Genomic DNA, 16,420 nt, shown 5'->3' on the forward strand with positions numbered 1-16,420 from the left:
CAGACAAACGCAGTCTGCATGCCTTTTACACAACCCCTTGGTCAAGCATGGCCTCCACCACCTTGACGAATCCGGCGATGTTGGCCCCGTTCATGTAGTTGCCCGGTGTACCGTACTGTTCGGCTGCATCCAGGCAGGTTTTATGAATGCTTTTCATGATCATCTGCAGCCGGTTGTCCACCTCTTCGCGGGTCCAGGCCAGCCGCATGGAGTTCTGGGTCATCTCCAGGCCGGATACCGACACGCCGCCGGCATTGGCCGCCTTGCCCGGTCCATAGAGCATTTTATTCTCGATGAAGATGTCGATGCCTTCGGGCACCGTGGGCATGTTGGCCCCCTCGCACACTACGGCTACACCGTTGTCCACCAGGTTTTGGGCGTCCTTGGCGCTGATCTCGTTCTGGGTGGCCGACGGAAAGGCGCAGTCCGCCCTGTGGTTCCACAGCGGGTTGACTTCCGCTTCCGGATCGGCCTCGGCGTAGACGGCATCCGGATATTTCTCGGTATATTCCTTTACCCGGCCCCGGCGAACGTTCTTCAGGTTCATCAAAAAAGCCAGCTTGTCCCGGTCGATGCCCGCTTCATCGTAGACGTACCCGGAAGAATCCGAACAGGTCACCGGTTTGGCCCCCAGATCCAGCAGCTTTTCCATGGTGTACTGGGCCACGTTGCCCGATCCGGACACCAGGCAGGTCTTGCCATCCAGCGTTTCGCTGCGGGTGGCCAGCATTTCAGCCGCGAAATAAACTGACCCGTAGCCCGTGGCCTCGGGCCGGATCAGGCTGCCGCCCCATCCCAGGCTCTTGCCTGTGAGCACGCCGGTAAACTCGTTTTTCAGCTTCTTGTACATACCGAAAAGGTAGCCGATCTCCCGTGCCCCGACGCCGATGTCGCCGGCCGGCACGTCCGTATCCGGTCCGATGTGGCGGAACAGTTCGGCCATGAAGCTCTGGCAAAAGCGCATCACTTCCATGTCGCTCTTTCCCTTGGGGTTGAAATCCGAGCCCCCCTTGCCGCCCCCCATGGGCAGGGTAGTCAAGGCGTTTTTAAATACCTGCTCGAAGGCCAGGAACTTGAGAATTCCCAGGTTCACCGAGGGGTGAAAGCGCAGGCCTCCTTTGTATGGCCCGATGGCGCTGTTCATCTCGATGCGGTAGCCCCGGTTGACCTGGACTTCGCCCTGGTCGTCCACCCAGGGCACCCGGAAAAGGATCACCCGCTCGGGTTCCACCAGCCGCTCCAGAATTTTAGCTGCCCGGTACTCGGGGTTGCGATCCATTACCGGCTGAATCGATGCCATCACCTCCATGACCGCCTGGTGAAACTCTCGCTCACCGGGATCTCTCTCTTTAACCAGTTGCAAAATGTCAGACATTGATTTTCCTTTCTTTTGTATGGGTAAACGGCCGACCCTCTCCCGCAACGGGCCTTGACCCCATAGTTTCTTTTTACCTGCACGACTTGGCTTTGGTCAACTATCGCTGACGATGACACCCTTGGATGTACGACCGTCGACTTTGAGGGTCAGCGGATGATCCATCCGAACATGGGCGACGAAATTGCCGTCGCTCATCCGTGGCAGTTCCGCCAGCCAATCCCAGTCGAGCCTGCTGCCGTCCGATTCAAAAACCGTGATGTAATGGATCCCCAGGGTCGTAATATTATGGAAAAAATGAGAGCCCTGGGAGGGTTCGGCCCGAAGCCGTTCAGACCGGGTTTCGACCATGGCGCCCACACCGGATATGTCCGCCCAGGCAACGGGGATTCCCAGCCATCGGTCCGCCGTTCCCCAACGTCCCGGGCCAATAAGCAGAAATTTCCGGTTTTCCTTGACCAGCGATGCGTTGATCCTGGCAATCTCCTTGACCATCTGCACGGTTTTGGCCGGATCGAAGGTTTCCGGTTTAACGAACACGATGTCCGCCATCTCCCGGTTTTTGGCGTTGCCCAGGGCATGCACGGAATAACAGAATGCATTTTCGATCTCCTGGTCGGAGATGGTCACCTGTTCCAGTTCGGCGCGGGCCGTCATTGGACGCAACTGCAAAAAGGCGAACTGGGGACGCTTGTCGCCGCCTTCCGTCACGTTGACCGAAAATTCCATTTCCACCGGGCAACCCATCCCCCGGGCCCCTAAGGCGAGCATGTCTTTCACGATATCGGCCAGGGGGAACTCGCGGTATTTGAGGATACGGGCGAAGGTCAGCACCCGCTGCCCCGGGATATGAAGCGTGTCCCGGATACGGTGCTCCTCGGGCACATACGTACTGGCGAGCAATTGTACCGGAAGTTCTTTTTCGGCCTCTGCCACCTCGCGATACCAGAGGTTGGCCCCTTCGTTGCTATTCAGGGATTGACAGGTCTTCTCCATCTTGAGGGCGTAAAAATGGCGCTGGGAATTGTCGAGAACGTCCTCCACGGTGGAACGCTGGGGCAGCAACTGGGGATGGGCCGGAGAGAATCGGAGCGTTTTCTCGCCTTCGACCACCGTCTTTCCCAGCCCCATGGCAACGGTGACAATCCCCTCTTCGGGCTTCATGCGGGCAAAGGGGTAGTAATTATGTGACTGGGCGACACCGGAAAACGTCGGGTAGAACGCATCTTCATATTGATCGCCAACCAGTTTCTGGACGATAACGGCCATCTTTTCCTCTTCCGTTCGGTGGCCGACGCGCCGGGAAAACATCTTGGGTCCCTTGTAGTAGGTGGACGCGTAAACCAGCTTGACGGCGTGAATCAGATGCTTCAAGCGCTGTTCCAGGTCGGGGCAGTCGTTGGTGATCATGTACGTGCGGTACAGCCCGGCATAGGCCCGGAACTGGGCGTCCTCCAGCAGACTGGAAGACCGGATGGCCAGGGGATAGGTTACCTGGCGCAGGTAGTGCCTCAACTTCTCTTCGATCCATGGGGGAAACTGGCCGTTGACAAAATGCTCGGAGATCTTCTCGTCCGGCATGTCGGCCTTGGACAAATGGCGCAACTGGTTGGTTTCCACGAAGGATTCGAATCCGTCGGTGGTGATGACCAGGGTTTGGGGAACCAAAATATCCACCCCGTTATAGGTCGTGTGCAAATCCGGATTCTGGCCCAGCAGAGAAGCCACAAAGGCCAACCCCCGCGCCTTTCCGCCCAGCGAACCCTGACCGATCTTGAAAAATTCGGTGTCGAAGTCTGCGTCGGCGGCATCGAAATCGGCAACGATGCCTTTCTGGCGGCCCCTGCGGCGGTCGGCGATCATCGCAACCAGATGCTGGCGATGACTGTCCAAATCCGAAAAGTCCTCGTCGCTGATAGGCCGTATCCGGGCAGCCAGCGTCATTTCGGTTCTTGCGAACAGCCAGCGCGAAAAGTCGTTTTGCCGGCAGTGATACATAAAAGCGTCATCCGGGATGGTCCGCAGGTGCTGTTCCAGGGTCTTTAAGTTGGAGGCACGTCCGATTTCGGCACCGTCGGGTGTCCGAAAAATAAAATCTCCGAATCCCAGGCGTTTTTTGACGAACCGTTGCACCTCTTCGTGCAGGGTGTCCGAATTCTTGTCGATAAAAGCCGCCTGAACGGTCTTCGCCTTTTCGGCATCCTCCGGCTTGGAGCCGGTGAGCAGCAACGGGATGTCGAAGCGCCGTCGATACACATGGCCAAGAAAATCCGCTCCCGCATTTTCGTCCGGGCGACCGTTTCTTTTTATACGCACTTTGGAAATGACACCGAGCACATTGGCTTCGTATCGTTCGTAGATCGCCATGGCCTCCTCATAGTTTCCGGCAACCAGGATCTTCGGCCGCGCCCGCATGGTCAACAGCCGGTGATCTTCGTTGAGGGTGCCCTCCATGACGGCCTGGGTCTGACTGACGAGTTCACGGTAAAGGATGGGAAGCAGGGATGACAGGTAATAAGGCGAATCTTCGACCAGAAGAATCACGCGAATCCCGGCCGAGCGGGTGTCTTTCTCAACGTTCATCCGGTCTTCGGCATGTTTGACCAGCGCCACCAGAATATCCGTGTTTCCGGACCAGACAAAAACCTGGTCGATGCCCGGTGCATTCCCGGCCGGCTGCTCCCTTTCGGGAGAAGGAATCGTATCGTGAGACAATAATACGACGGGAAGGTCGGGGGCCTTTTCCTTGATCTTATGGCCCAGGGCAGCGGCATCCATGTCCGCCAGGCGCGGCATGGTAATCACCATGTCAAAAGAGTTGCTTTCGATCTCAGCAAGGGCCTGCGTCGCGGAAGCGACCCATGTCAGGCGAGGCGGTTTGCTGAGATTCAGCCCCCGGTACTCGTTGACGATCCTCTCGGAAAGCCGGCAGTCCTCTTCCATGATCCAGGCGTCGTAGGGCGTGGATACCAACAGGATATGGCCGATTTTGCGGCCCATCAGCTCGTGAAAGAGCTTGAATCGGGAATCGGATTCACTATAGAATAACTTTGTGCTCAACACCATGGATCCATTACCTTCCACGGGAGGGTTCAGGCTTCAGTTAAAAACGGTCTGCGGCCCGTTGCGGTCGCTTAATGTTAAAACCCTGAGATTTTACAACCAGCAGGGTTGTCACTCCGGTTCCTATAATAACGGAAATCAAACGAAAAGCAAACCAAGGGAATCGACCGTCGTCGGATGGTCACCAAGGAACAGGCATGCCCCTGAGAATCAGACGCTATCCGTTCTATGTCGGCATCGCCACGTTGATCGTTTTCATCGTCGTCGTCCTGACCGGCCTTTTTTTATGGATTTCCCACCGGGAAAGTAAAATTGCCGCCTTCCAGACGGCCGACCGACTCTTTTCGGAAATCAACGCAAAGGTTTTGCAGCGCTACGAAAGCGCCCTGGAATCGGTTGCCGTTCTGGCCGATTCGGCGGCACGCATGCCGGGCATGGCCTCCCCCCCGGTAGGCGGAGGGTTGACCCATTCGGGCATGGAGCTGATGCTTTCGTCACTGGAATTCAACGACGAACTGTTTTCCGTTTATGTGGGATACGACGACGGCACGTTCATCCAGATCGCCGCTATCAGGGAGAACCCCGAGGTTCGACGCCTGTTCGAAGCACCGCAAAAAGCTTTTTTCGTCCTGCGCACCATCTCGGCCGATACCGAGGGGGCCTTGAAGCAGCGCTGGCTTTTTCTGGACCGGCAGCGGCAGGTAATCGGCGAGCGATCCGGCCTCGACCCGGACTATGATCCCCGTACGCGCCCCTGGTATATCCGGGCAAACAGGGAAACGACGGCCTTTTATACCCGGCCCTATATTTTCTCTTCCACCCGGCTTCCCGGAATCACCTGTGCGGAACGGCTGATCGACGGCGGAGGGGTTTTCGGCGCCGATATTACCCTGGACCAGTTTTCACGTTCGCTGAAAAAGCAGAAGGTCTCGGACAACGGCATGTTGTTTCTTTTCGACCGTTCGGGGCGAGTCATCGCCCATCCCACGCAGGATGCCGTCCGCGTCGGCGCCCATGAGGCCCTGGTGTTTATTTCCGCCGAGACATCCGACGATCCGCGGGTACGGTCCGTGGTGGCCGATGTTCGAAAAAAACCGGACGGCAATATCAACTGCACCCGGGAAATTCGAATCGACGGGATTGACTACCTGGTGCGCTCGACCCCCATCAAGGCGGGCCTGAAATTCGACCAGATCCTAGCCTCCATCGCCCCGGTATCCGATTTTACCGGCCACATCCGACGGATGCAGCAGCGCGTCTTTCTTTTTTCCGGCCTGCTTCTCCTGTTGGTCCTGCCGCTGGTGCTGCTGGTCTCCAAAAAGATCTCCAGGTCGCTGATCCTGCTGGAAGTGGAATCCAGGAAAATCGGTCAGCGCGATTTTTCGGAATCGGCGGCCTTCGACTCCAGCATCAAGGAGATTCATGCCCTGATCCGGGCCTTTGTGCTGATGAAACGCACGATCCGAAAACTTCTCAAAGAGCAGCGCAAGCTGTTCAGCGACCTGACCAAACTCATCGCCGGGGCCATTGACGCAAAGTCTCCGTATACCGGCGGACACTGCGCACGGGTCCCCGAACTGGCAAAAATGCTTGCCGAGGCGGCCTGCGACACCACTAAAGGTCCGTTGGCTGATTTTTCCATGGAGACGGAAGATCAACGCTGGGAATTCGAGGTGGCCGCCTGGCTGCACGACTGCGGCAAGGTCACCACACCCGAATTTGTAGTCGACAAAGCCACTAAACTGGAGACGATTTACAATCGGATCCATGAAATCCGAATGCGTTTCGAGGTTCTTCTACGCGATGCCGAGATCGATTACTATCGCGGACGCCTGGCCGGCGATGAGGACGAGGCGTTCCTGGAAAGACGGCTGGAAAAATCCCGCCTGCAGATTGCCGAGGATTTCGCTTTTGTGGCCCAATGCAATATCGGCAGTGAACTCATGGCCGACGAGAATATCGCACGCTTGAAGAAAATCGCTATGACAACCTGGTTGCGACACCTTGACGACCGCATCGGCATCTCCCCGGATGAAGCCCTGTTGAAAAATGCGAGCCCACCGCCATCCCTTCCGGTGGTCGAACCGCTGCTGGCCGACAAACCCGAGCACATCGTCCCCAGGCCCCAGCCGGCCGCCCCCACGGACAACGACTATGGGTTCAATATGGAGATCCCCGAAAACCAGTACAACTTAGGAGAGCTTTACAATTTGAGCATCCGCAAAGGCACCCTGTCGCCGGAGGACCGCTTCAAAATCAACGAGCATATCATCCAGACCATTATCATGCTCGGCAGGCTCGATTTCCCGGAGTATTTACAGCAGGTGCCCGAGTTTGCCGGAGCCCACCACGAAACCATGGACGGAACCGGCTACCCCCGGGGTTTGAGAAAAAGGGAAATGTCGGTCCAGGCCCGGATCATCGCTATCGCCGACATCTTCGAAGCCCTGACCGCGGCGGACCGGCCCTATAAAACCCCAAAGACGGTAAACGAGGCCCTTGGCATCATGAGCCGTATGCGCGACGATGCCCACATCGACGGTGATCTGTTCGATCTGTTTCTGAAAAGCCGGATATACAAGAAATATGCCCGGCAATATCTGGCCCCGGAGCAACTCGACGGGGTGAATATCGACAGCTATCGATCCTCCGCGGCCGGAAAAAAAACGCCTGTCGCCTGAAGCCGGTTTCAGCTTCCGGCAAGCCGCTGCATCTGCGCGATCCGTTGGCTGCGTTTCTTGCCCAGGGTTTTCAGGGCTCGCGAGACTTCCGGAAGGGCGCGGATTTTCTTTCCCGCATCGGTGTAGTAGCGAACCGCCCGCTCTTCAAGGGCCATGGCCGCAGCCAGCATGCCTTTAAGATCGAGGCTTCCGGCATCCGGCATCGGTTCCTGGTAGCTGGTGCGCGTCAGGTCCCGGATGGGTTCAAGGATCATTTCGGTAACGTTTTCTCGCCGGGTCCGCTGGACCAGAGAGAGGTTCTTTTTGCCTTCCCTGACGAACATCTCGAACAATATCCGGTAGGCCTCCGCCACGTCGGCAGCTTCGGCATTGCGGTAAAATTCCGTATCATCCCGTTCCAGGGTTTCGGCAAAGTTCAAGACGGCTCCAAAATTGGTCAGCGGCATACTTGTCTCCGAAAATAGAAAATTAGCTGTTCAGACTGCGGGTTTTTAGGTGCTGCTGAAGATCGTTTTTGTCTTCAGCCTAACCCCCTTAAGTCTATCCACCTATCAATACCATCTTTCGATGACCACCTTCATATCCGTGTAGAACTGGAAAATCTCCTGTCCGTGTCCTTTGATGTCCCCGAACATGGAGTTGCCGGCGCCGCCAAAAGGAAAAAAGCTCATAGGAGCTGCAATGCCGATATTGACGCCAATCATGGCTGGCTTGACCCGGTATTTGAATTCCCGGGCTACCGCACCGCTGGCGGTATAAATGCAGGCGGCATTGGCAAAACCGCGGCTGTTGATCAGATCGACCACCGCATCCATGTCCGGTGCGCGCACAATGCTCACCACGGGGCCGAAGATCTCCTCTCTGGCAATGGTCATGTCCGGCGTCACGTTGTCGAAAACCGTGGGGCCGACAAAAAAACCGTTAGGGTAACCATCGACCTCAATGCCTCTGCCGTCCAGGATCAGATTGGCCCCCTCCTCGATCCCCTTGGCGATATACCCCAGCACCCGCTCCCGGTGGGCATTGCTGATCAGAGGCCCCATGAAAGTCTGCTCGTCTATCCCGTCACCGATGCTGACTGTTTTGGCGGCCGCGGCAAACTGCTCCACCACACGGTCGGCGGCATCTCCCACCGGCACCAGCACCGAACCGGACAGGCACCGCTGACCCGTGCAGCCGAAAAAGGAGGTCAGCAAAGACGGCATGCCCTGTTCCAGGTCGGCGTCGGACATGACCGCCACGATGTTCTTGGCGCCGCCCAGGGCCTGGACCCGCTTGCCCGTATTGCCGCATTCCCGGTAGATATGGCGGGCCGTGGGCGTTGAACCTACAAAAGAGATGCCCTCGATATCGGGATGGGCCAGCATGGCGTTGACCACATCCTTAGATCCGTGGACCATGTTGATCACTCCCTCGGGAAAGCCCACCTCGTCGACGATCTCCATGATTTTAGTCTGGGTCATGGGCACCTGCTCCGAAGGCTTGAGCACGAAGGTGTTGCCGGTAACCACGGCATAGGGCAAAAACCACCACGGCACCATGGCAGGAAAGTTATACGGGGCGATGCAACCGAAAACGCCCAGCGGCTGGCGATGGCCGTAGCAGTCGATATTCTTGGCGATGTCTTCCAGGGTATAGCCGCACATCAGGGTGGTCACACCGGTGGCGTGCTCCACGTTTTCGATCATACGGCGCACTTCGCCGCGTGCCTCGTCGATAGCCTTGCCGTGTTCGGTGGTGAGCACCTCGGCAATATCCTCGAAATTCTCTTCGAAGGCCTCTTTCAGGCGGAAAAGGTAGCGGGCCCGGGTCAACGGCGGGGTTTCACGCCAGAATGTGAAGGCCTCTTTGGCCGCGGCCACGGCTCGGTCCACATCTGCGGCGGTGCCGTATGCCACGGCAGCGATCTTTTCTCCTCTGGCGGGGTTGTAGACATCCCCGAAAACGGTGGAATCGGATTTCGCCCACTCCCCGTCAATGTAATTTTTAATCAGTGGTACGCTCATGATCGTAGAAGCCTCCAGTATACTTAAGGTTTGTGGATTTCGGTAATCAAAGGGTCGAGCGAAGCAAGGGGGCACCCATCCCATATCCCCTCCGCCTTCGAACGGCCAGCCATCAGCTATCAGCTATCAACGATGAGCTATGCGCTATACTCAATCGCACACCTCCCCCACTTTTGCCAACCCCTTTTTCCAATGCAAAGAAAAGCCGTTGGCCGTTGAAAAGCCATTGACATCGACGGGTCGTTTGGGTTTATTGGTCTGTAAGAAAATCATTTCATCCGGGTGCCCGTTGGGGCCAACAGGGAAAGCGGTGTAAATCCGCTGCGGACCCGCCACTGTAAGTGGGGACGAAAGCCGCAAACGATCACTGATCTTCATCGATTGGGAAGACGCGGCCGGTAGAGCGATCCACGAGCCAGGAAACCTGCCCAGATGACACATTGAATGCGCCTTCGCGGTCAAGGCCGACCCCATGAACCGGCAACCGAGCCCCGCCTTGATTCCATCAGGCGGGGTATTTTATTAGCGGAGAAAACAATTGAAAAACCGATCGACGAACGTCAGGCGTATTCCATCCCTTTTAGCACCTGCGCCGCAGCGTGCCATCACATGGGGAGGAGAGACCGCCGTACAGTATGCGGTCGTCGCTTTCTTCGCACTTCTGACGCTCCTTATGCCAATCCATGTCAGCGCCGCGACGGTTGTCGACCAACTCGGCCGGAAGGTATGCGTACCGGATCACCCCGGGCGCATCGTCTGCCTGGCCCCCAGCATTACCGAGATCATGTTCGCACTGGACCTCTCCGACCGGCTGGCAGGAGCCACCCAATTCAGCGACTATCCACCCCAGGCCAACCGTCTGGCCAAAGTCGGATCCTACGTCCGGCTGGATGTGGAAAAAATCGTGGCCTTGAAGCCGGATCTTTGCATCGCCGTTAAGGACGGCAATCCCCTCACCGCGATCCGCAAACTGGAAGCGCTGGGCATCCCTGTCTATGCGGTGGATCCCAGGAACCTGGAGGCGGTCATGGATACCCTCCAGGAACTGGGGCGGCTGCTGAGCGTCAGCGATCGGTCCGATGCCATCGTTGCAGGAATGCGGCATCGCATCGAGCGGGTTCGTCAGACCGTGGCCGGAGCGACGCATCGCCCAACGGTTTTCTTCCAAATCGGCATCGCCCCCATCGTCTCGGTGGGCACCGACACCTTCATCCACGAACTGATCGACATGGCCGGAGGCGTCAACCTGGCAGCGGGAGATACGCCCTATCCCCGGTTTTCCAAGGAGGCTGTGATTGCCAGTCGTCCCGAAGTGCTGATCATCACCTCCATGGCCCGAAAGGCCGTCTTCGAACAGGTCAAACGGGAGTGGCGCGAATGGGAATCTATACCGGCCGTGAAAAACGACCGCATCTACCTGGTGGATTCCAACGTACTGGACCGCGCTACCCCCCGCCTGGCGGATGGGCTGGAGATGCTCGCCCGCCTGATCCATCCAGACAGGTTCGGGCCGAATCGATTCGCGCTGGACCAGTCCGAGGCCGGCGAACGGGACGATAAAGGCGTATTGCCATGACCGAAAGCCCCCGATCTCTCTCCACCAGGATCGCCATAACGGTGCTGATAACGGCCCTGCTGCTGACGGCGGCCATGACCGCCGGACTGGCCATGGGTTCATCGGGAAGCGGACTTTCGACGGTCTGGCAGACCCTTTTCGGCGATGGGGGAAACAGCACCGCAGGCGCTATCATCTGGCGCCTGCGCCTGCCGCGGGTGCTGCTGGCGGCCATGGTGGGCGCGGCTCTTTCCCTGGGCGGCCTGGTGTTTCAGGCCCTGCTGAAAAATCCACTGGCCGAACCTTACATTCTGGGCATCTCCGGCGGAGCGGCCATCGGTGCGATCACCGGCATCATTTTAGGGTTGTCGCGGATTCCCGGGGTCGGAATCACCGCTTTTGCCGGCAGCCTGGCTACCCTGACGCTGATCCTGTTCATTTCCTCGGGACGCACCATCCTGGTCAAGGACGCCCTGCTGCTTTCCGGTGTCATGGTCAACGCCTTCTGCTCCGCGGTAATCATGTTCCTGATCTCCATTACCCAGGATTCGCGGCTGCACAACATTCTCTTCTGGCTCATGGGCGACCTGTCGGCCTCCCGGATCGAACACGCCGGAATGCTTGCCACCATCCTGCTGCCCTGTTTCGCGGTCGTTTTCATCTATTCCAACCGCATGAACCTGCTGCAGTTGGGCAGCGAGATGGCCGCCTCCATGGGCGTCCCGGTTCGCCGCGTTATCCTGACCCTTCTCGTGATCACCTCGCTGATGGTCAGCGCCACCGTGAGTCAGTGCGGCCTGATCGGTTTCGTCGGCCTGGTCATCCCGCATCTGCTGCGCCTGATCGTCGGCCCTGATCACCGGGTACTGGTTCCGGGCTGTATTCTGGGCGGTGGCGCCTATATGGTGGTGTGCGATCTGCTCTCCCGTGTGCTGCCCCCCCAGGGAGAAATGCCTGGGGGCGTGATCACCGCCATGATCGGTGCGCCTTTGTTCATCATTCTCTTGAGGCGCTCCAAGCCATGAGCCCGGCGCTTTCCATCCATGGCCTTAACTGCGCCTATCCCGGAACGACAGTGCTGCGCGATGTAAGCGTTGCGGTGGATCGCCAGGAGTTTTTCATCGTCATCGGTCCCAACGGATCGGGCAAAACCACCCTGATCAAGGCCATTGCTCGACTGCTGCCCGCCTCGGGAGGAGAAATTCACATCTGCGGGCGGCCGCTGAATCGCCTCGGACGCCGCGAACTGGCTCGCAGGGTGGCCTACGTGCCCCAGAGCGCCGCCGAGGACACCCCCTTTCCGGTCGAAGAACTGGTACTCATGGGCCGGGCGCCCTACCTGGGAGTCCTGGGACTGCAAGGAGAGCACGATCTTGCCATTGCCCGTCAGGCCATCGAATTCACCGGACTCAGTCATTTGGCCGACCGCCCCGTCAGCCACCTTTCCGGCGGCGAACGGCAGCGGGCCCACATCGCCCGCGCCATCTGCCAGCAGCCGGAATTGATCCTGCTGGACGAACCCACGGCTTCTTTGGATCTGACTCACCAGATCCGCGTCATGGAGTTGATGGCCGATCTGAAAAGCCGCAACGCGACGACCGTGGTTATGGTCTCCCACGATATCAACCTTGCGGCCATGTTCGCCGACCGTCTGCTTCTGCTGGTCGACGGCAGGGTAGCGGCCTACGGCCCGCCTGACCGGGTCATCGAGGAGAAGATTCTGGAAACGGCCTATGGCTGCAAAATTCGGGTGGATGCCAGCCCCTTTGGCCCCTGGCCGCGGGTGAACCTGTTGCGGGAGGGGAGAGTGGATGGATGATGGATGATGGACAAAGGAAGACGGAAGGCAGAAAACCGAGGACGGAAGTCTGATCACCGATCACAGTTCACTGTTCACTGATCACCGTTCACTGCTCCAAACCCGGAACCCAACAAACACACATTAGGAATTTTCCATGATCGAAATTTTCAACAGCGGCGGCCCGGTAATGATCCCTTTGCTGATCTGTTCGCTGATCTCCCTTACGGTGATCATCGACCGAGCCATTTTCTGGACGGTTGTGGGCATGCGCAACAGTCGGGACCTGCTGGCACAGGTGATGGAGCGCTGCCAGGAAGGTGACTGGGAGGGAGTCCGCAAGCTTGCTACCGGCTCCAGAAGCTATGTCATCCGCATTCTCGTTTCCGGCATCCTGCACCGCGAATACTCCATGGTCAAGGCCATGGAAACGGCCGCCGCCGATGAGATTGCCCGCATGCGCCGCTACATGGGCGTATTGGACACCATCATCACCGTGGCGCCCCTTTTGGGGATCTTCGGCACGGTCATAGGCATTATCGCCTCCTTCGACATGCTGGGCGGTGGTGGCATCGACCACCCGGAAGCGGTCACCCGGGGAATCGCCCAGGCCCTGATCACCACCGCCTCCGGCCTGGGAATCGCCATTTTTACGGTCTTTCCCTACAACTATTTCAATACTCGCATCGAACGCGCGGCACGGTACATCGAAAAGTACACCACCAGTCTGGAAATTATTTACGAAAAGCTCGACAGTGAGAACGGATCGAACACGGGAGAGTCCCATGAAGGTTGATATCGGCGCCAACCGCAAGGCACGCATCGATATGCTGCCGCTCATCGACATCGTCTTTTTGCTGCTGGTCTTTTTTATTTACGCCATGCTCTCCATGGCCGTGCACCATGCCCTGCCCGTGGCCCTGCCCCTGTCTTCCACGGCCCCGCTGGACAAACAGGTCACGCATTCAGTAACCGTGGACCCAAATGGAGCAATATTCGTTGACGAGGCGCCCGTGGCCCTGGACCGGTTGGCCGAGGTTTTGCGAGACAGGGCCGGGGAGTCGAAAGATCCCGGCGTGCTTTTGTTCGCCGACAACCGGATAACCTACCAGACTCTCTACAACGTGATCGATCAGATCAAAATGGCCGGCATCTATCGCCTCTCTCTGGAATGCGAAAGGCAGCCGTGAATGAAACGGATCCTGGCGGCCTTCATCATGGCGATACTGATCCACGCCACCCTGCTGGCCATGGGCACGAAATGGCTGCTGCACCAAAAATCTGTCGCTCCTCGTACCCGGATAACCACCGTACGACTGGTGGTGCGCCCATTAACGCAAATTCATCCGTTGCCGGACGCCCCCCTGCCCCTTCCGCCCAAGCCCGAACCGCCCCCGCCACCGAAGCCGCCGGTGCAAAAGCCCGTTGTACAACCGAAGCCCCTCCCGAAAAAGCCCGAAAAGATCGTCACGCCACCGAGGCCGACACCGCCGCCGGTCGTTGTTTCGCCGGAGCCCGAACCGCTGCCCGAATCGCCCGCCCTCCGGGGAGAAAAAATATCCGCGGATTCCAATACGAAACCGGTTCCGGCCAGGTCCGCTCCCCTGTCGCCAACTGTACCCGCACCCCCCGACACCGACACCACGGTCGTATTGGCCAAACCGCGTTACAGCCAGAATCCACCACCGGATTACCCCTCCATCGCACGCCGGAGACGGTATCAGGGAACTGTGATTCTGGAAGTCTACGTCCTTGAGGACGGTCAGGTCGGTGATCTGCGTGTTGCCGAATCCAGCAATTATTCGCTGCTGGATCGGGCTGCCATGAAGGCCGTCCGGCGCTGGCAGTTCGATCCAGCGCGCAAGGGGAATCGAGAAGTAGCCATGTGGGTAAAAGTGCCGATTCGGTTCAATCTGAAATGATACCGTTTGTCTGTACAACACCGCCGATGAGAAAAAATCCATTGACAATATCAGTTGGTCTGTTAAGTAAGGAGACAAGGTGCCGTAAGGCTTAATAGGGAATCCCGTGAAAGTCGGGGACGGTCCCGCCGCTGTGTTCGGGGACGAAATCCGCACACGCCACTGTCTCAAGCGATGAGATGGGAAGGCGCGGAGAGTAGGACGATCCGAGAGTCAGAAGACCTGCCTTGAAAATTCGGCCATGCCCACGGTGATCTGGGTAAATGGCAACCGTTAAGGGTCAAGTAAGCTGGGTGCAGCCCTTCATGCGAGCAGAGGCATGAAGGGCTTTTTTTATACCGGTTAATGCAGCACCCTGTGCCAGGAAGCAGGGGGGATTTCGGGCAGGAAATCCTCCCTCGCTTTCGGCAATTCTTAACCTGTGTATCGTTCGAAATCAAGCATGAAGGCATCTTCGTATTAGTGGCCCCCCACTACTTGAAGCGCCGGGTGTCCGGCACCCGCAAGGCCCGGAAGACTCCTGGATGGTCTAGACAGCACCCGGCGCTTTTCACTTTACTCTTCTGTAACAAGAGTTCCAACGCTAATGACCCAATCCGCCTGCAGAATCAAAGCACCGGCTCCCGGATCGAATCGCGGTTACGTTCATGTCTATACCGGCGATGGCAAGGGCAAGACAACAGCCGCCTTGGGACTGGCCCTGCGCGCCGCCGGTTCGGGCCTGCGGGTGGCCATTACCGCCTTCATGAAAAACGGAGCCGGCGGCGAGTACACGATGCTGGGACAACTCGACAAACAGATCCGGGTGGAGGAATACGGCAGCGGATGCTTTGTTCATGGAAAACCCGCCACCGGAGAATTGAATCGGGCCAGGCAAGGAGTTCGCTCTGTCGAACGGCTGGTGGAAAGCCGGCAATTCGATCTGGTCATCACCGGACGCTACGCCCACCCCGACGTCATCGCCGCCGCCGACCTGGTTACAGAAATGCGGGAAGTCAAACACTACTATCGCAAAGGAGTTCTGGCCAGACCGGGAATCGATATGTAAGGTGCCAATTCTCGTAAAAACGCATTAATCCGAAAAAGCGTTGTCTGGGATAATCGCCAGCGCATCCCGGATATGCCGGAGAAAAATATCGACGATGGCCGGGGCTTTTCCCATGCCATATCCATCCACGGACACCGCCAGGCCGGCCTCCTCGAAGGCCTGCTTCCACGAATCCTCCTCGCCGGCAATATCTTCCTGAAGGTGGACGCCGGCCACCAGCATCAGCGGCATTAAATGCACCTTTTTGACGCCCGAGCGGGCAACCGCATCGACCGTCCTTGCCGTTTCCGATTCTCCCTCGACGGTGGCTACGTGAATATTGGCGTCGGTGCTGCGCAGGATCTCGGCCAAGGCCGGATAAGCGCTCCAGGCCGGATGGTCGGTCCCGTGACCCACCAGCACAATGGTGCCGCCGTTTTCCATCGGCCTGTTCGATAGGATGGCGGCGGCAACGGCCCGGTAATCTTTCGGGGAGGTCAGCAGCGGAAGCCCCATGCTGGTGCGCACGGCGGATTCCTTCACCGCATCCACCAACCGGAAGAATTCGTGGCCCCAGATCAGATGCAGCGACTGCACGACTGCCCACGAATGCCCCTGCTGCTTCAGTTCGGCCAGCACTTGTTGAGGAGTTTTCATATTGGCGCGGCGCTTGGTGTTCATGTGCGAACTGACCATGCGGGACATATAGGCCCAGTAAACCGGGTGTTCAGGGAAAGCGGCCCTGACGGTCCTGTCGATATGGCTGTACGTATCCATGGCCCGTGATGTGGTGCCGAAAGCGGCCAGGACGATGGGCGTGCAATGACTCATGAGAAAACCTCGCTGTTCGTAAAATCAATCCTTAATTTTTCAACCAATCAACGAATTCAACCAACAAGCTCGTTTTTTTCAAACTCAATTATAGCATCTCATCCCTCGTCAGTCCTCCGTCGTCCGACATCCGCCCTCCATCTTCTGTCTTCCAACCTCCGA

General features: G+C 57.9%; 13 protein-coding genes and 2 riboswitches. Of the genes, 8 read left to right on the forward strand and 5 right to left on the reverse strand.

The genetic code is table 11. From position 1 onward, the window contains the following. Positions 1-25: 25 nt before the first annotated feature. Together gdhA and GN111_RS07725 are read right to left on the reverse strand one after the other, a co-directional pair. Complete coding sequence (gene gdhA, locus GN111_RS07720) at positions 26-1,375, reverse strand: NADP-specific glutamate dehydrogenase (RefSeq protein WP_155303205.1); 1,350 nt, start codon at positions 1,373-1,375, stop codon at positions 26-28. A gap of 96 nt (positions 1,376-1,471) precedes the next feature. Beyond that, positions 1,472-4,435 (reverse strand): PEP/pyruvate-binding domain-containing protein, encoded by a 2,964-nt coding sequence (locus tag GN111_RS07725; RefSeq protein WP_231715698.1) that lies wholly within the window; start codon positions 4,433-4,435, stop codon positions 1,472-1,474. Between the two features lie 200 nt (positions 4,436-4,635). On the opposite strand from GN111_RS07725, the gene GN111_RS07730 reads away from it, so the two are divergent. Further along, positions 4,636-7,119 (forward strand): HD domain-containing phosphohydrolase, encoded by a 2,484-nt coding sequence (locus GN111_RS07730; RefSeq protein ID WP_155303207.1) that lies wholly within the window; start codon positions 4,636-4,638, stop codon positions 7,117-7,119. An 8-nt stretch (positions 7,120-7,127) separates the two neighbouring features. Here the strand turns inward: GN111_RS07730 and GN111_RS07735 are convergent, their stop codons facing one another. Both GN111_RS07735 and GN111_RS07740 read right to left on the reverse strand, forming a co-directional pair. Next, positions 7,128-7,565 carry a ferritin family protein gene (locus GN111_RS07735; RefSeq protein WP_155303208.1) on the reverse strand — a complete coding sequence of 146 codons (438 nt, stop codon included), beginning with the start codon at positions 7,563-7,565 and terminating at the stop codon, positions 7,128-7,130. A gap of 105 nt (positions 7,566-7,670) precedes the next feature. Further along, positions 7,671-9,125 carry a CoA-acylating methylmalonate-semialdehyde dehydrogenase gene (locus GN111_RS07740; protein ID WP_155303209.1) on the reverse strand — a complete coding sequence of 485 codons (1,455 nt, stop codon included), beginning with the start codon at positions 9,123-9,125 and terminating at the stop codon, positions 7,671-7,673. Positions 9,126-9,388: 263 nt separating this feature from the next. Next, positions 9,389-9,571: riboswitch (cobalamin riboswitch) on the forward strand. A gap of 92 nt (positions 9,572-9,663) precedes the next feature. Here GN111_RS07740 and GN111_RS07745 point away from each other — a divergent pair. The 7 genes from GN111_RS07745 to GN111_RS07775 all read left to right on the forward strand — a co-directional run bounded on the left by GN111_RS07745 (position 9,664) and on the right by GN111_RS07775 (position 15,448). Continuing rightward, complete coding sequence (locus GN111_RS07745; RefSeq protein ID WP_231715699.1) at positions 9,664-10,701, forward strand: ABC transporter substrate-binding protein; 1,038 nt, start codon at positions 9,664-9,666, stop codon at positions 10,699-10,701. After that, a complete protein-coding gene (locus GN111_RS07750; protein WP_155303210.1) occupies positions 10,698-11,705 on the forward strand; it encodes a FecCD family ABC transporter permease in 1,008 nt (335 codons plus the stop codon). The genes GN111_RS07745 and GN111_RS07750 overlap by 4 nt, the downstream gene beginning before the upstream one ends. Beyond that, complete coding sequence (locus tag GN111_RS07755) at positions 11,702-12,499, forward strand: ABC transporter ATP-binding protein (RefSeq protein WP_155303211.1); 798 nt, start codon at positions 11,702-11,704, stop codon at positions 12,497-12,499. The genes GN111_RS07750 and GN111_RS07755 overlap by 4 nt, the downstream gene beginning before the upstream one ends. A 136-nt stretch (positions 12,500-12,635) precedes the next feature. Continuing rightward, on the forward strand, positions 12,636-13,274 hold the full coding sequence (locus GN111_RS07760) for a MotA/TolQ/ExbB proton channel family protein (protein WP_155303212.1): 639 nt from the start codon (positions 12,636-12,638) through the stop codon (positions 13,272-13,274). Further along, complete coding sequence (locus GN111_RS07765; protein ID WP_155303213.1) at positions 13,264-13,668, forward strand: ExbD/TolR family protein; 405 nt, start codon at positions 13,264-13,266, stop codon at positions 13,666-13,668. Before GN111_RS07760 ends, GN111_RS07765 begins: the two co-directional genes overlap by 11 nt. After that, entirely contained in the window at positions 13,669-14,400 is a 732-nt protein-coding gene (locus tag GN111_RS07770) for an energy transducer TonB (RefSeq protein WP_155303214.1), read from the forward strand. 60 nt (positions 14,401-14,460) lie between these two features. Further along, positions 14,461-14,644: riboswitch (cobalamin riboswitch) on the forward strand. Positions 14,645-14,986: 342 nt separating this feature from the next. Then, positions 14,987-15,448 (forward strand): cob(I)yrinic acid a,c-diamide adenosyltransferase, encoded by a 462-nt coding sequence (locus GN111_RS07775; protein ID WP_155303215.1) that lies wholly within the window; start codon positions 14,987-14,989, stop codon positions 15,446-15,448. A gap of 24 nt (positions 15,449-15,472) precedes the next feature. On the opposite strand, the gene GN111_RS07780 is transcribed toward GN111_RS07775, so the two are convergent. Then, the gene (locus tag GN111_RS07780) at positions 15,473-16,258 is read right to left on the reverse strand and encodes a sirohydrochlorin cobaltochelatase (RefSeq protein WP_155303216.1); all 786 of its coding nucleotides are present in this window, start codon (positions 16,256-16,258) and stop codon (positions 15,473-15,475) included. Positions 16,259-16,420 lie beyond the last annotated feature (162 nt).

It is taken from the genome of Desulfosarcina widdelii, from assembly GCF_009688965.1.
Lineage (GTDB): Bacteria > Desulfobacterota > Desulfobacteria > Desulfobacterales > Desulfosarcinaceae > Desulfosarcina > Desulfosarcina widdelii.

Coding starts and splice junctions, on each gene's coding strand:
- gdhA (WP_155303205.1), bottom strand. CDS start 1,375: ATGTCTGACATTTTGCAACTGGTTAAAGAGAGAGATCCCGGTGAGCGA.
- GN111_RS07730 (WP_155303207.1), top strand. CDS start 4,636: ATGCCCCTGAGAATCAGACGCTATCCGTTCTATGTCGGCATCGCCACG.
- GN111_RS07735 (WP_155303208.1), bottom strand. CDS start 7,565: ATGCCGCTGACCAATTTTGGAGCCGTCTTGAACTTTGCCGAAACCCTG.
- GN111_RS07740 (WP_155303209.1), bottom strand. CDS start 9,125: ATGAGCGTACCACTGATTAAAAATTACATTGACGGGGAGTGGGCGAAA.
- GN111_RS07750 (WP_155303210.1), top strand. CDS start 10,698: ATGACCGAAAGCCCCCGATCTCTCTCCACCAGGATCGCCATAACGGTG.
- GN111_RS07755 (WP_155303211.1), top strand. CDS start 11,702: ATGAGCCCGGCGCTTTCCATCCATGGCCTTAACTGCGCCTATCCCGGA.
- GN111_RS07760 (WP_155303212.1), top strand. CDS start 12,636: ATGATCGAAATTTTCAACAGCGGCGGCCCGGTAATGATCCCTTTGCTG.
- GN111_RS07765 (WP_155303213.1), top strand. CDS start 13,264: ATGAAGGTTGATATCGGCGCCAACCGCAAGGCACGCATCGATATGCTG.
- GN111_RS07770 (WP_155303214.1), top strand. CDS start 13,669: ATGAAACGGATCCTGGCGGCCTTCATCATGGCGATACTGATCCACGCC.
- GN111_RS07775 (WP_155303215.1), top strand. CDS start 14,987: ATGACCCAATCCGCCTGCAGAATCAAAGCACCGGCTCCCGGATCGAAT.
- GN111_RS07780 (WP_155303216.1), bottom strand. CDS start 16,258: ATGAGTCATTGCACGCCCATCGTCCTGGCCGCTTTCGGCACCACATCA.